Origin of the sequence: Ideonella azotifigens, assembly GCF_006519715.1 — a bacterium.
Classification (GTDB): domain Bacteria; phylum Pseudomonadota; class Gammaproteobacteria; order Burkholderiales; family Burkholderiaceae_C; genus Ideonella; species Ideonella azotifigens.
In genome coordinates this window covers 1-1524 of sequence record NZ_VIDT01000998.1, presented here as the reverse complement: position 1 = coordinate 1524, position 1524 = coordinate 1, and the positions used below count along the sequence as shown (strand labels likewise).

2 protein-coding genes are annotated in these 1524 nt (G+C 70.3%); both read left to right on the top strand.

The window, feature by feature from the left end:
* Positions 1 to 763 (top strand): acyl-CoA dehydrogenase family protein (locus FKP22_RS30040; RefSeq protein WP_259372476.1); only part of this gene is annotated, 763 nt, incomplete at its 5' end.
* Positions 764 to 795: 32 nt separating this feature from the next.
* Positions 796 to 1524 (top strand): methionine ABC transporter ATP-binding protein (locus FKP22_RS30035; protein ID WP_141291875.1); only part of this gene is annotated, 729 nt, incomplete at its 3' end.

The window sequence follows — 1524 nt, the reverse complement described above, 5'->3', positions numbered from 1 at the left end:
CTTCTATTCGACCGGGGCCTTGTTCGCTCACCGCATTCCCACCCGCGCGCTGGACGCCAAGGGCCGCCCTGTGCAGGCCTGGGTGCCGGCTGACGCGCCCGGCGTGCAGGTGATCGACGACTGGGATGCCTTTGGCCAGCGCACCACCGCCAGCGGCAGCGTGCGCTTCGACCAGGTGCAGGTGGACCCGGAAGACGTGCTGCCGCTGTGGCGGCTGGCCGAGCGGCCCGGGCTCTATGGCCCGGTGTCGCAGCTGATCCAGGCCGCCATCGACCAGGGCATTGCACAGGCCGCGCTGGCCGACGCGCTCGTCTACGTGCGCGAACGCGCCCGCCCCTGGGTCGACTCCGGCCTGGAACGCGCCAGTGACGACCCGCATCTGATCGCCGAGGTCGGCCGGCTGCAAATCACGCTGCATGCAGCCCACGAGCTGCTGCGCGAAGCCGCCAGCACGCTGGACGAACTGGCGGCCAGCGCGCTGGATGCCGAAGGCCGCTGGACGCCTTTGAGCGCCGAGGCCAGCGCGCACGCCTCGGTCACCGTCGCGCAAGCCAAGGTGATGACGACCCGCGCCGCGCTGGCCGCCAGCGAGCAGCTGTTCGAGCTGGCCGGCTCGTCCGCCACCCGGCTCTCGCGCCATCTGGACCGCCACTGGCGCAACGCCCGCGTGCACACGCTGCACGACCCGGTGGACCTGAAGCAGCGCGACATCGGCCGCTTCCGGCTCGATGGCCGCCCGACCGAACCCAGCCCTTACGCCTGAGTGTGAACGGCTGTGCCCACGAGGATCATTCGATGAGCCTGCTGTCGCTCGCTTCCGCCACGCCTTCCGCTGTGGCCGCTCCGGCGCCCGAGCCGCTGATCCGCCTGGAAGACGTCGCCAAGCGCTTTCTGCTGCCAGGCGGCGCTCACTTCGACGCGGTGAAACCGACCTCGCTGGAAGTGCAGCGCGGCGACGTGTTTGGCCTGGTCGGCAAGAGCGGCGCAGGCAAGAGCACCCTGCTGCGGCTGATCAACCTGCTGGAGCGGCCGGACCAGGGCCGCGTGTGGGTGGCCGGCCGCGAGTTGACGGCGCTGAGCAAGCCGGCGCTGCGCGACGCGCGCCAGCAGATCGGCATGATCTTCCAGCAGTTCAACCTGCTGCAGAACGCCAGCGTGTTCGACAACGTGGCCTTCCCGCTGCGCCTGCACAAGCTGCAGGGCGGCAAGGCCGCGGGCATTGCCAGGCGCGTGCACGAATGCCTGGCGCTGGTCGACCTGGCCGACAAGCAGCACAGCTTCCCGGCCCAGCTCTCCGGCGGGCAGAAGCAGCGCGTGGCGATTGCCCGCGCGCTGGCCAGCCAGCCCGCGGTGCTGCTGTGCGACGAACCGACTTCGGCACTGGACGCCGAGACCACCGAATCGCTGCTGGCCACGTTGCGCGACATCAACACCCAGCTGGGCGTGACCATCGTCATCGTGACCCATGAGCTGGCGGTGATCGACACGCTGTGCCGCCACGTCGCCGTCATTGAAGACGGCCAG